Annotated in this window: 12 protein-coding genes; 7 read left to right on the forward strand and 5 right to left on the reverse strand. The window is 67.0% G+C overall.

Translation table 11 applies throughout. The features are described from left to right. Positions 1–34: 34 nt before the first annotated feature. From fabF to BoBH3_RS11960, 5 genes are all read right to left on the reverse strand, one after another. Positions 35–1,306 (reverse strand): beta-ketoacyl-ACP synthase II, encoded by a 1,272-nt coding sequence (gene fabF, locus BoBH3_RS11940; RefSeq protein WP_262331191.1) that lies wholly within the window; start codon positions 1,304–1,306, stop codon positions 35–37. A gap of 56 nt (positions 1,307–1,362) precedes the next feature. Next, entirely contained in the window at positions 1,363–1,599 is a 237-nt protein-coding gene (locus BoBH3_RS11945) for an acyl carrier protein (RefSeq protein WP_262331006.1), read from the reverse strand. A 260-nt stretch (positions 1,600–1,859) separates the two neighbouring features. Then, entirely contained in the window at positions 1,860–2,597 is a 738-nt protein-coding gene (gene fabG, locus BoBH3_RS11950; RefSeq protein WP_262331007.1) for a 3-oxoacyl-[acyl-carrier-protein] reductase, read from the reverse strand. Between the two features lie 51 nt (positions 2,598–2,648). Further along, positions 2,649–3,593: an ACP S-malonyltransferase gene (fabD, locus tag BoBH3_RS11955; RefSeq protein WP_262331008.1), complete on the reverse strand. Its 945-nt coding sequence runs from the start codon at positions 3,591–3,593 to the stop codon at positions 2,649–2,651. 250 nt (positions 3,594–3,843) lie between these two features. Then, the gene (locus BoBH3_RS11960) at positions 3,844–4,725 is read right to left on the reverse strand and encodes an AraC family transcriptional regulator (protein WP_262331009.1); all 882 of its coding nucleotides are present in this window, start codon (positions 4,723–4,725) and stop codon (positions 3,844–3,846) included. Positions 4,726–5,101: 376 nt separating this feature from the next. Between BoBH3_RS11960 and rpsF the strand changes: the two genes are divergently transcribed. From rpsF to radA, 7 genes are all read left to right on the forward strand, one after another. Next, positions 5,102–5,539 (forward strand): 30S ribosomal protein S6, encoded by a 438-nt coding sequence (rpsF, locus tag BoBH3_RS11965; RefSeq protein ID WP_262331010.1) that lies wholly within the window; start codon positions 5,102–5,104, stop codon positions 5,537–5,539. A gap of 3 nt (positions 5,540–5,542) precedes the next feature. Next, positions 5,543–5,788, forward strand: coding sequence for a 30S ribosomal protein S18 (gene rpsR, locus BoBH3_RS11970; RefSeq protein ID WP_038367644.1), 246 nt, complete (start codon positions 5,543–5,545; stop codon positions 5,786–5,788). Positions 5,789–5,939: 151 nt separating this feature from the next. Then, positions 5,940–6,887: a hypothetical protein gene (locus tag BoBH3_RS11975; RefSeq protein ID WP_262331011.1), complete on the forward strand. Its 948-nt coding sequence runs from the start codon at positions 5,940–5,942 to the stop codon at positions 6,885–6,887. A gap of 52 nt (positions 6,888–6,939) precedes the next feature. Next, positions 6,940–7,503, forward strand: a complete 564-nt coding sequence (gene rplI, locus BoBH3_RS11980; protein WP_262331012.1) for a 50S ribosomal protein L9 — start codon at positions 6,940–6,942, stop codon at positions 7,501–7,503. 152 nt (positions 7,504–7,655) lie between these two features. Beyond that, positions 7,656–9,146 (forward strand): replicative DNA helicase, encoded by a 1,491-nt coding sequence (locus tag BoBH3_RS11985; RefSeq protein WP_262331013.1) that lies wholly within the window; start codon positions 7,656–7,658, stop codon positions 9,144–9,146. Beyond that, the gene (gene alr, locus BoBH3_RS11990) at positions 9,146–10,273 is read left to right on the forward strand and encodes an alanine racemase (protein ID WP_410050595.1); all 1,128 of its coding nucleotides are present in this window, start codon (positions 9,146–9,148) and stop codon (positions 10,271–10,273) included. The genes BoBH3_RS11985 and alr overlap by 1 nt, the downstream gene beginning before the upstream one ends. Further along, entirely contained in the window at positions 10,273–11,673 is a 1,401-nt protein-coding gene (gene radA, locus BoBH3_RS11995) for a DNA repair protein RadA (protein ID WP_262331015.1), read from the forward strand. Before alr ends, radA begins: the two co-directional genes overlap by 1 nt. Positions 11,674–11,693 lie beyond the last annotated feature (20 nt).

Raw genomic sequence — 11,693 nt, forward strand, 5'->3', positions numbered from 1 at the left:
GAATATGGCGAAACGGCGCTGTCCGCGCGCCGGCTCAGGCGTCGGCCCGGTAACGCCTCATGACGAGCGAGGCGTTCGTGCCGCCGAAACCGAAGGAGTTCGACAGTGCGTAGTCGATCTCCCGCTTGCGCGGCTTGTGCGGCACGAGGTCGATATCGGTCTCGACGGAAGGGTTGTCGAGATTGATCGTCGGCGGCGCCACCTGGTCGCGGATGGCGAGCACGGTGAAGATCGCCTCGATCGCACCCGCCGCGCCAAGCAGATGGCCCGTCGCCGACTTGGTCGAGGACATCGAGGGACGCTTCGGCGCATTGGCGAGCAGGCGCTCGACGGCACGCAGCTCGATCTCGTCGCCCAACGGCGTCGAGGTGCCATGGGCGTTGATGTAGTCGAGGTCCGAGGCCGTGATGCCGGCCCGGTCCAGCGCCGCCTGCATGCAGCGATAAGCGCCGTCGCCATCCTCGGAGGGCGAGGTGATGTGATAGGCATCGCCCGACATGCCGTAGCCGACGACCTCGGCATAGATGCGCGCGCCGCGGGCGAGCGCGTGATCGAGCTCCTCCAGCACGACGACGCCGGCACCCTCGCCCATCACGAAGCCATCGCGATCCTTGTCATAGGGGCGGGAAGCCTTCTCGGGCGTATCGTTGAAGCCGGTGGAAAGCGCCCGGCAGGCGCAGAAGCCCGCGATGCCGATGCGGTTGATGGCCGATTCCGTCCCGCCGGCGACCATGACCTCGGCATCGCCGAGCGCGATCATGCGGGAAGCGTCACCGATCGCATGCGCGCCGGTCGAGCAGGCCGTGACCACGGCGTGGTTCGGGCCCTTCAATCCGTGCTCGATCGAGACATAGCCAGCGGCCAGATTGCTCAGGCGGCCGGGAATGAAGAAGGGCGAGAGGCGGCGCGGACCGCGCTCCTTGAGCAGGAGCGAGGCCTCGTAGATGCCGCCGAGGCCGCCGATGCCGGAGCCGATGGCGACTCCGGTCCGGATCTGGTCCTCGTAGCTTTCAGGCTTCCAGCCGGAATCCTTCAGCGCCTGCGTGGCAGCAGCCATGGCGAAGACGATGAAGTCGTCGACCTTGCGCTGCTCCTTCGGCTCCATCCACGCGTCAGGATCGAACGTCCCGTCGCTGCCGTCACCCCGCGGGATGTTGCAGGCGATCTGCGCCGGCAGGTCGCTGGCGTCGAAGCTGGTGATGGGCCCGGCGCCGCTGGCGCCGGCGAGCAGGCGCTCCCAGGTCGGCTCGACGCCGCAGGCGAGCGGCGTCACCATGCCGAGGCCGGTGACGACGACGCGCCGCATCGGATAACTGCGAGAAGCCATTTTTCTTTCTGCGTCGATCAGCCGAGGGAGGCCGATCAGGCGCTCTTCGACGACAGGAACTTCACGGCATCGCCGACGGTCACGATCGTCTCAGCCGCATCGTCCGGGATCTCGACGCCGAACTCTTCCTCGAAGGCCATCACGAGCTCGACGGTGTCGAGGCTGTCCGCGCCCAGGTCCTCAATGAAGTTGGCGCCCTCGACGACCTTCTCGGGCTCGACGCCGAGGTGCTCGACCACGATCTTCTTCACGCGCTCGGCGACATCGCTCATGAGTCTATTCCTTGGAAACTGAAACGCATCGCAGGGACGCGACGCGCGTATGATGGACCTTCATCCCGAGCCGCTGCGCCATCGTGACGATGTCCGCGATCCGGAACGCTCGAAGCCTGCACAAACGCAACAACCGGGGTTTCGTCAAGCCCCCCGGCCTGCCTGATGGCAGCGCGACGGGGCTAGTTAACATATGCTTACGGGGCTGGCGAGAGCGCCCCGAACTTATCAAAAGCGATCCAGAAACGACGTTAATACGCCTAAATCATTGCCATTCCGCCGTTAACGTGGAGCGTCTGGCCGGTGACGTAGCCTGCTTCCTCGCTGGCGAGAAAGGCGACGGCGGCGGCGACATCCGCACCGGCTCCCAGCCGGCCCATCGGCACATCCGCAAGGATGCCCTCGCGCTGCTTTTCGTTGAGCGCCTGGGTCATCGGCGACTCGATAAAGCCGGGGGCAACAATGTTGACGGTGATGTTGCGGCTCGCGACCTCGGCGGCCAGCGCTTTCGACATGCCAATCAGCCCCGCCTTTGCGGCGGCGTAGTTGCCCTGCCCGGGATTGCCGGTCGTGCCGACGACCGAACCGATGGCGACGATGCGGCCATAGCGCCGGCGCATCATCGACTTCACGGCCGCGCGTGAGAGGCGGAAGGCAGCCGTCAGATTGACCGCCAGCACATTGTCCCAATCCTCGTCCTTCAGGCGCAGGAACAGGTTGTCGCGCGTGATGCCGGCATTGTTGACCAGGATGTCGAGCCCGCCGAGCTTTTCCTCGGCCGCCGGCACCAGCGCCTCGACCGATTCCTTGTCGGAGAGGTTGCAAGGGGTCACCACGACGCGCTCGCCGAGCTCGGCGGCGAGCGCTTCCAGAGCCTCTGCGCGCGTGCCCGAAATGGCGACGCTCGCGCCCTGCGCATGCAGGGTCCTGGCGATGGCTCCGCCGAGGCCACCGGTCGCGCCGGTGACCAGGGCCTTGCGGCCGGTCAGATCAAACATCTTCGCTCCCTTTCGGCATTCTGCCGTCATGGCCCGTTCCGGGCCTTGCATTTACCCGTTTCGGGCCTTGTAGGCCGCGATGTCGTCAGCGGTGCCGATCGAGATCGGCGCCGCACCTGCAACAATGCGCTTCACCAGACCGGCGAGGACCTTGCCGCTGCCGGCCTCGACGAAATCCGTGACGCCGGCCGCGGCCATCGCCTGCACGCATTCGCGCCAGCGCACCGTGCCGGTGACCTGAGCGACGAGCGAATCCCGGATCGCATCCGGGTCGCTGAGCGGGGCCGCGCCGACATTGGCGACGACCGGCACCACGGGCGCATTCATCGAGACCCTGGCGAGGGCCTCGCGCATCGCCTCGGCCGCGGGCTGCATCAGCGCGCAATGGAAGGGCGCGGAGACGGGCAGCAGCATGGCGCGCTTGACGCCGCGTTCGCCGGCGAGCGCAATGGCGCGCTCGATCGCGGCCTTGGCACCCGACAGCACGACCTGGCCGCCGCCATTGTCGTTGGCCGCCTCGCAGACCTCGCCCTGCGCGGCAGCCGTCGCGATCTCGCGGGCCAGATCGAGCTCGGCGCCGAGAAGGGCCGCCATGGCGCCCTGGCCGGCCGGAACAGCCTTTTGCATCGCGTCGCCGCGGATGCGCAGCAGCCGGGCGGCGTCGGTGACGGAGAAAGTGCCGGCGGCGGCGAGCGCCGAATATTCGCCGAGCGAGTGACCGGCGACGAATGCGGCATCGCGCTTGAGATCAAGACCGGCCTCGCTCTCGAGAACGCGCACGACCGCGAGACTCACCGCCATCAGCGCCGGCTGCGCGTTCGCCGTCAGGGTCAGCTCTTCGGCCGGCCCTTCCCACATCAGCACGGAGAGCTTCTGCGAGAGCGCGGCATCGACCTCGTCGAACACCGCCCGGGCAACCGGGAAGGCTTCGGCCAGGCTCTTGCCCATGCCGACGGCCTGCGAACCCTGGCCAGGGAAGATGAAGGCTGTGGTCATCTGCGGAACGCCCTGTCTTTTGGTCACTCTTTTTATATGACGCGGCTGTCACAACGGTTTGCCGCCCAAGTCAAGCGCCGCGCGGGAGTTATCCTGCATTAGGCAGCGAATACCAAGCATATCGCGGGTGCCCGCGGCCGGCTGACGGCCTGGTGCGCCTTGGGTCAGAGGCCCTCAACAACCGAGCCCGGGCGGATCGCGGCCTGCCCGCTCCTTGCGACCAGAGGGGACAGGCCGCCGTCAGGGGGCACTATTTCAACGGCAAGAACAGATCCGCGACCGTCTCGTGCTCCGGCACCTCAGGGAAGAAGCTGAGCCGCTGACAATAGATCGGGAAATCGCGCGGCTCCTCGCCGCTGGCCGGAAGCCAGTCGCGATAGAGGTAGAGCGCGGCGGGCTCCAGGTTATGAGTATTGCCGACGACACGCAGCACCGCGCAGCGTCCGCCAGGGATCTCGCCGGCTTCGATCTGCTCGCCATTCGCCTCGATCGGTTGGTCGGTCCCGACACAAAGGTCCACGCTATAATCGCCAGGCGAGGCCGGGCGCCGCTCGGAACGCCAGATATTGAAGGTCGGACTTGTCCTGGGGTGCAGGCCAGCGGCTCTGCGCCATGCTATGAATCGCTGGATGGTGACATTGAGCGTCGCCGGGTCGCCTCGATGCTCCATGATTGCCACCCTTGTGGCGGGGACATCGCGAATCGTGACGTCGTCAGCGCTAAAACTCTTCTGCATGAGCTTGCTCCTCGCGTTCTCGAGAGGCCCGAAGGCCGCAAGCCACGGCTCCCAGTCGGGAGATTTCCGGAACGATGAAGGCGATTGCCTGAACCGTTGCCGAAAGGCGCGGGCGAAGGCATCCGGCGCATCGTACCCGGCATGCATCGCTATGTCCGTGATGCTTTTTTCGTCGATGTAGGCCAACTGGTGCGAAGCGCGCTTCATGCGGGCAAGCTGGACATAACGATGCGCGGACAAACCGAAAGTCGCCGTGAACTGCCGGTGGAAATGAAACTTCGAGAAGGCCGCGACGGCGCTCACCGTTTCCAGGTCGAGATCGTGGTCGAGATGCTGGTTGATATAGTCCAGCGCCCGTCGCATCCGAGCCTGATAGTTCTGAAGCGCCGCCTTCATCGTCCCTCCTCCGTGGCGGCACCAGCTAAACGCACGCAGGCCTGAGCGCTCGACCGATCTTGCGCTTCTGCCGTGGATCGCGGAATCTCGCCAAGGGACGTCCGATTTATGGATGAACGGCGGCCTGCCGGAATGATGCGCCGCGCAAGCTCCTCAGCCGAGATTCCGGTTGCTATCAAGCCTCGAACCCTGTAACGACCGCCTCCTGCTTGTTCGGCCGGAGGCTGAACGGATGGCGCATGTCCGCTTGGATTTGCGCAGGTTCCCTGGAACCGGCATCCCGTGTCTCCGCCTTCGATGAAATCCTGTCGGGCCTTATCCAGGGCTCGGAGGGCTCCGCGCCGGGCGAAGCAGGGTAAAACAAGGAAGGCCAATCATGGCATTGTACGAGCATGTGCTGCTCGCGCGGCAGGATGTCAGCGCGCAGCAGGTCGAAGCTCTTGTCGAGCAGTTCAAGGGCGTGATCGAAGCGAATGGCGGCGCCATCCGCAAGGTCGAGTACTGGGGCGTCAAGTCCCTCGGCTACCGCATCCGGAAGAACCGCAAGGCGCACTACACGCTGCTGAACATCGAGGCTCCCTCCGCCGCCGTGCTGGAGATGGAGCGCCAGATGCGCATCAACGAGGACATCCTGCGCTTCCTGACCGTCAAGGTCGAGGAGCTGGAGGAAGCCCCCTCGGCGATGCTCCAGAAGCGTGACCGCGACGACCGTCCGGAGCGTGGCGGCGACCGTTTCGACCGCGGCCCGCGCCGCGATCGTCCGCGCCGCGAAGACGAGCCGGCGACCACCGAAACCGCCGAAGCGGAGGCCTGATCCATGTCGACTGCATCCGCTGGCGCCCGTCGCCCCTTCTTCCGCCGCCGCAAGTCCTGCCCCTTCTCGGGCGAAGGCGCTCCGAAGATCGACTACAAGGACGTGCGTCTGCTCTCGCGCTACATCTCCGAGCGCGGCAAGATCGTTCCGTCCCGCATCACGGCGGTCTCCGCCAAGAAGCAGCGCGAGCTCGCCCAGGCGATCAAGCGCGCCCGCTTCCTCGGCCTGCTGCCCTACGTCATCCGCTGAGCGGGTGAGTCTTTTTCCGGAGGTGCCCAGGCACCTCCGGCTTCGTTTCCAAGTTAGAACCATTAGTCGCCCGGCGGTGAGACTCCCCCGGGTTCGTTGAGGCAAAGAGCCTCTCACCCTGCCAGCGAGCAGCGGGACAGCAGGACGGACCATGATTCCGATTGTCGGCATCGGCGCGGGCCTCGTTTCGGCCCTGCTCTTCGCAGTGGTGATCACCGGATCGCCGCTCGCCGCGTTGCTGTATTCGGCTGCCCCCCTCCCGATCTTCATCGCCGCGCTGGGCTGGAACCACCGTTCCGGCCTCCTGGCCACGGCTGCCGGCGCCCTCGCCATTGCCGTCGCGCTCTCGCCCTCCGGCGGCATCGCCTTCGCGCTGATCATCGGCCTGCCCGCCTGGTGGATCGCCTACCTCGCCTTGCTGGCCCGCGGCGACGATCAAGGCGGAGCGGAATGGTATCCCCTCGGCAACCTGCTGCTCTGGATCGCCGCCACCGCCGCCCTCGCCACCATCGGCAGCGCGCTGGTGATGACCACCGACTACGACGCCTATCGCATGGTGATCTCGCGGATGATCGAGAACCTGCTGAACGAGATGGTGCGCGGCCGGCTGGTCACGCTGCCCGCAGATGTCGACATCAAGGAGCTGGCGCAGAACCTCGCCCCGGCGGTGCCGCTGGGCATCGGCGCCTCCTTCGTCACCACCATCACGGCCAATCTCTGGCTCGCCGCCCGCGCCGTGAAGCTCTCCGACCGGCTGCCCCGGCCCTGGCCGTTCATCCCTTCGACGGCGCTGCCGCGCCGCGCGCTGCTGCTGCTCGTCGGCGCGGCCGTGGTTTCCGCGGTCGGCGGCTTCGTCGGCATCGCCGCGATGGCTTTCGTCGGCGCGCTGCTCGCCGCCTTCATGTTCAGCGGGCTCTGCCTGCTGCACGACATCTCGCGCGGTCGCCCCTGGCGGCTGCCGATGCTGATCTCGGTCTATGTCTCGCTCGTCGTGATGCAGGCCGTGCTGACGCCGCTGCTCGCGGTCGCCGGCCTGGTCGACACAGCCTTCGGCCTGCGCAGGCGGGCCGCGCTGCCGCCTCCGCCTACGCATTCCTGAACTCCGAATACCTGCCTGAAATCCGAATACCCGAACCTCAAGGAGAAGAACCATGGAAGTCATCCTGCTCGAACGCGTCGCCAAGCTCGGCCAGATGGGCGAGATCGTTAAGGTGCGTGACGGCTTCGGCCGCAACTACCTGCTCGCCCGCGGCAAGGCGCTGCGCGCCACCGAGGAGAACAAGAAGCGCTTCGAGAGCCAGAAGCTCGAGCTCGAGACCCGCAACCTCGAGCTGAAGTCCGAGGCCGATGCGGTCGCCGAGCGCCTCGACGGCCAGAGCGTCGTGATCCTGCGCCAGTCGGGTGAGTCGGGCGTGCTCTATGGCTCGGTCTCGACCCGCGACATCGCCGAGGCTCTCGTCGCCGACGGCTTCAAGGTCGCCCGCAGCCAGGTGACGCTGAACACCCCGATCAAGACGCTCGGCCTGCACACCGTCCCGGTCGTGCTGCATCCGGAAGTCTCGGTCACGGTCACCGTCAACATCGCGCGTTCGGCCGAGGAGGCCCAGCGCCAGGCCGCCGGCGAGAACGTCACGGCCCGCGAGGAGTTCGATCTCGACGATCTCGGCCTCGAGGTTGGCGCGGCGCTGGCCGAGGCCGGCGACGTCGAGCTCTGAGCCTAACCGCTCTCAAAACGAGTCAAGGGCGCCGTGGCAACACGGCGCCCTTTTTCGTCCGCGTTGTGGACATCGGGAACAGCCGGCGCTAATTGAGTTGTTCTTTAAATGTTCCCGTTTCTCCGCCACGCGATTCTACCTTAACGAAGGTCATGTCCACAGCTACAGCTCTCGTCGCCCGCCTCGACAACCGCGAGGCCGAGTTCCGCGTCCAGCCTCACAACATCGAGGCTGAGCAGGCGCTGCTGGGCGCGATGCTGGTCAACAACGACGCCTTCTATCGCGTCTCCGACTTCCTGCTGCCGGACCATTTCTTCGAGCCGATCCATCAGCGCGTTTTCGAGCTGACGAGCAGCCTGATCCGGGCCGGCAAGATCGCGACACCGATCACGCTCAAGACTTTCGTCAACGATCTCGACCTCGGCGATATCACGCCGAGCCAGTATCTCGCGCGGCTGGCCGCCGAGGCGACGACCGTCATCAATGCCGGCGACTACGGCCGCACCATCTACGATCTCGCCGTGCGCCGCCAACTCATCGGCGTCGGCGAGGACCTCGTGAACGTCGCCTATGACGCCCCCGTCGAGATGGCGCCGCGCGAGCAGATCGAGGAGGCCGAGCGCAAGCTCTACGAGCTCGCCGAAAAAGGCCGGTACGAGGGCGGCTTCCAGAAGTTCGACGGGGCGCTCCGGCTCGCCATCGATATGGCGGCGAGCGCCTATCAGCGCGCCGGCGGCCTTTCCGGCATCTCGACCGGCCTGCGCGACGTCGACCAGCGCATGGGCGGCCTGCAGCGATCGGACCTGCTGGTGCTCGCCGGCCGCCCCGCCATGGGCAAGACCTCGCTCGCAACCAACATCGCCTTCAACATCGCAAAGGCCTGGCGCGGCGAGCGGCAGGAGGACGGCTCGATCAAGAGCGTCGATGGCGGCATCGTCGGCTTCTTCTCGCTGGAAATGTCGGCCGACCAGCTCGCGACGCGTATCGTCGCAGAGCAGTCCAGCATTTCCTCCTACAAGATCAGGCAGGGCCGCATCACCGAGGGCGACTTCGCCCGGCTGACAGACGTCGCGGCGCAGATCGAGAAGCTGCCGCTCTACATCGACCAGACCGGCGGCATCTCGATCGCCCAGCTGATGGCGCGCGCCCGGCGCCTCAAGCGCCAGAAGGGGCTCGACGTCCTGTTCATCGACTATCTCCAGCTCCTCTCCGGTTCGGCCAAGAGCGCCGGGCAGAACCGCGTGCAGGAGCTGACCGAGATCACCACCAGCCTGAAGGCGCTGGCGAAGGAACTCAACGTCCCGATCATCGCGCTTTCCCAGCTCTCGCGCCAGGTCGAGAACCGCGACGACAAGCGCCCACAGCTCTCCGACCTGCGCGAATCCGGCTCGATCGAGCAGGACGCCGACGTGGTGATGTTCGTCTACCGCGAAGAGTATTATCTCAAGGGCAAGGAGCCGCGCCCCGGCACCGAAGAGCACAACAAGTGGCAGATCGAGATGGAGGCCATGCACGGCGTCGCCGAGCTGATCATCGGCAAGCAGCGCCATGGCCCGACCGGAGCCGTCGCCCTGCAGTTCGACGCCGATGTGACGCGCTTCTCCGACCGCGCCGACGAACTTCGTCTTCCGGACCGTGAATGATGTCTGCAAACCAGATTGACACCGGCGCTGACGGCGCCACGCTGACCGTCGATCTCGACGCGCTGGTCGCGAACTGGCGTTCGCTCGGCGCCCGCGCCGGCACCGAAGCCGCGGCGGTCATCAAGGCCGACGCCTACGGCATCGGCATCGAGCCGGCCGCGACGGCTCTGGCGAAGGCCGGCTGCAAGAGCTTCTTCGTCGCGCATGTCTCCGAGGGGATTCGAGCCCGCAAGGTCGCGCCGGAGGCTACGATCTATGTGCTGAACGGCCTTTTGCCCGGAGCCTGCGGCACCTATGCCGAGCATTCGCTCTCCCCGGTGCTCGGCTCGCATGAGGAATTGCTGGAATGGGCTTCCTTCCGGCAGACGGGTGCCCAGGTGCGGCCGGCGGCGCTGCATGTCGACACCGCGATGAACCGGCTGGGCCTCTGGCAGGGTGAAGGACTGAACCTGGCGCGCGAGCGCTCCGGCGTGGTCGCCGCAGCCGGGATCGGGCTGCTGATGAGCCATTTCGCCTCCTCCGAGGTCGAGGCAGACCCGGCCAATGCCCGCCAGATCGGGGCCTTCGCCGAGATCGCGGCCGCCCTTCCCGAGATCCCTGCCTCGCTCAAGAACTCGTCGGGCCATTTCCTCAAGGATTGCCCGTCCTACCAGCTCACCCGACCGGGCTATGCGCTCTATGGCGGCAACCCGACGCCCGGCAGGCCGAACCCGATGAAGCCCGTCGTCGGGCTGGAGGCGCGCATCCTCCAGATCCGCGAGGTCGAGGACGGCATGCAGATCGGCTATAACGGCCGCTGGACGGCGCGCGGGCGGCGCAAGCTCGCCACGATCTGCCTCGGCTATGCCGACGGCTATCCCCGCAATGCCAGCTGGACCGACACGACGACGGGCGGCACGGCTCTGCTCGAGGGCGTGCCCTGCCCCTTCGCCGGCACGGTCTCGATGGATCTCATCATCATCGACGTCACCGATGCACCGGCCGGCGCGGCCCGGCGCGGCGCGAGCGTGACGCTGATCGGCGGCCCGCTCGATCTGGAGACGGTCGGCGCCGGAGCCAAGACCATCGGCTACGAGATCCTGACCAGCCTCGGCCGCCGTTATGCGCGGCGGTATATCGGCGGCTGATGGCCAAGCGCGGTCCAACCTATCACTGCCAGGCCTGCGGCGCGGTCTATCACCGCTGGCAGGGCAAGTGCGACGCCTGCGGGACATGGTCTTCGCTGGTCGAGGATGCGGCTTCCGCGCCCGTTCCGGGTGGCGGACGCCCCTCCTCAAGTGGTCGGGCGCGGGGCAGAGTCTTCGCGCTGGAAACGCTCAAGGGTGAGACGCAGGATGCGCCTCGCATCGTCTCGGGCATCGGCGAGCTCGATCGCGTCACCGGCGGCGGCTTCGTGCCGGGCTCGGTGCTGCTGATCGGCGGCGATCCCGGCATCGGCAAGTCGACCCTGCTGATGCAGGCCTGCGCCGCGCTGGCGATGAGCGGAAGGCGCGTCGTCTATGTCTCAGGCGAGGAATCGACGGGCCAGGTCAGGCTTCGGGCCGAACGCATGGGCCTCGCCAAAGCGCCGGTCGATCTCGCAGCCGAGACCAATGTCGAGGACATCGTCGCGACGCTCGGCCAGGGCGAGCGCCCTGCCCTCGTCGTCATCGATTCGATCCAGACGATGTGGTCCGGCGAGGTCGAGAGTGCGCCCGGTACAGTGACGCAGGTCCGCGGCTCGGCGCAGGCGCTGATCCGCTACGCCAAGACAAGCGGCACCTGCCTGATCCTCGTCGGCCACGTCACCAAGGACGGCCAGATCGCCGGACCGCGAGTCGTCGAGCACATGGTCGATGCCGTGCTGTCGTTCGAAGGAGAAGGGGCGCACTCGTTCCGCATCCTGCGCGGCCAGAAGAACCGCTTCGGCCCAACCGACGAGATCGGCGTCTTCGAGATGACCGGCAAGGGTCTCTCCGAGGTCACGAACCCCTCCGCCCTCTTCCTGGCGGGGCGGGACCAGGCCGCGCCGGGCGCCGCCGTCTTCGCCGGCATCGAGGGCACGCGGCCGGTGCTGGTCGAAATTCAGGCGCTGGTCGCGCCGACGGCGCTCGGCACGCCGCGGCGCGCCGTCGTCGGCTGGGAGAACAGCCGGCTGGCCATGGTGCTCGCCGTGCTCGAAACGCATGGCGGCCTCAGGCTCGGCCAGCACGATGTCTATCTCAACGTCGCGGGCGGCCTGCGCGTCAACGAGCCGGCGGCGGATGTCGCGGTGGCGGCGGCGTTGGTCTCCTCGCTCAGTGGCGCGATCCTGCCGCCGCAGGCCGTCTATTTCGGCGAAATCGCGCTTTCAGGTGCGGTAAGACCGGTTTCCGTGACCGCGGCGCGACTCAGGGAGGCTGCCAAGCTCGGCTTCGAAGCGGCGCTGATGCCGTCGGGCGGCGCCGACCATGGCGACGGCGGCGGGCTGAACCTGCGGCGTTTCGGCCATGTCACGGAACTTGTTGCCGATATCGCCGCCCGGGCACCTCGCAGAGATGTGAAATGACTCTGCCGAAAGGGTGACGC

The sequence above is a fragment of the Allobosea sp. BH3 genome (assembly GCF_025499465.1).
GTDB lineage: Bacteria > Pseudomonadota > Alphaproteobacteria > Rhizobiales > Beijerinckiaceae > Allobosea.

Excerpts from the sequence above, each read along its gene's own strand:
- fabF (WP_262331191.1), bottom strand. The coding sequence starts at position 1,306 with ATGCGGCGCGTCGTCGTCACCGGCCTCGGCATGGTGACGCCGCTCGCC.
- BoBH3_RS11945 (WP_262331006.1), bottom strand. The coding sequence starts at position 1,599 with ATGAGCGATGTCGCCGAGCGCGTGAAGAAGATCGTGGTCGAGCACCTC.
- fabG (WP_262331007.1), bottom strand. The coding sequence starts at position 2,597 with ATGTTTGATCTGACCGGCCGCAAGGCCCTGGTCACCGGCGCGACCGGT.
- fabD (WP_262331008.1), bottom strand. The coding sequence starts at position 3,593 with ATGACCACAGCCTTCATCTTCCCTGGCCAGGGTTCGCAGGCCGTCGGC.
- BoBH3_RS11960 (WP_262331009.1), bottom strand. The coding sequence starts at position 4,725 with ATGAAGGCGGCGCTTCAGAACTATCAGGCTCGGATGCGACGGGCGCTG.
- rpsF (WP_262331010.1), top strand. The coding sequence starts at position 5,102 with ATGGCATTGTACGAGCATGTGCTGCTCGCGCGGCAGGATGTCAGCGCG.
- rpsR (WP_038367644.1), top strand. The coding sequence starts at position 5,543 with ATGTCGACTGCATCCGCTGGCGCCCGTCGCCCCTTCTTCCGCCGCCGC.
- BoBH3_RS11975 (WP_262331011.1), top strand. The coding sequence starts at position 5,940 with ATGATTCCGATTGTCGGCATCGGCGCGGGCCTCGTTTCGGCCCTGCTC.
- rplI (WP_262331012.1), top strand. The coding sequence starts at position 6,940 with ATGGAAGTCATCCTGCTCGAACGCGTCGCCAAGCTCGGCCAGATGGGC.
- BoBH3_RS11985 (WP_262331013.1), top strand. The coding sequence starts at position 7,656 with ATGTCCACAGCTACAGCTCTCGTCGCCCGCCTCGACAACCGCGAGGCC.
- alr (WP_410050595.1), top strand. The coding sequence starts at position 9,146 with ATGTCTGCAAACCAGATTGACACCGGCGCTGACGGCGCCACGCTGACC.
- radA (WP_262331015.1), top strand. The coding sequence starts at position 10,273 with ATGGCCAAGCGCGGTCCAACCTATCACTGCCAGGCCTGCGGCGCGGTC.